This is a genomic window from Marinomonas sp. ABL3_031 (genome assembly GCF_056161265.1).
This window is the reverse complement of sequence record NZ_JBSWYU010000059.1, coordinates 1-232: the sequence shown is the minus strand read 5'-3', so window position 1 is coordinate 232 and position 232 is coordinate 1. Positions and strand designations below refer to the sequence as shown.

The following is a 232-nucleotide window of genomic DNA, read 5'->3' as shown; positions in this document are numbered from 1 at the left end:
ACGGTTCATGCATATCTGAAGCTTAGAAGTTTTTCCTGGAAGCAGGGCATCAACCACTTCGTCCAAAAGAGGACTCGTCATCAATTCTCAGTTTTCCTACTAAAAGGAGGATTCCGGATTTACCTAAAACCCTAACCTACCACCTTAAACGCGGACAACCATCGCCGCGCTGGCCTAGCCTTCTCCGTCTCTCCATCGCAATATGCATAAGTACAGGAATATTAACCTGTTT

The 232-nt window shown here is 45.7% G+C and carries 1 rRNA gene; it reads right to left on the bottom strand.

Going from position 1 to position 232, the window contains the following annotated elements:
- Window positions 1–232, bottom strand: a 23S ribosomal RNA gene (locus ACXAH2_RS17235); the annotation flags it as partial.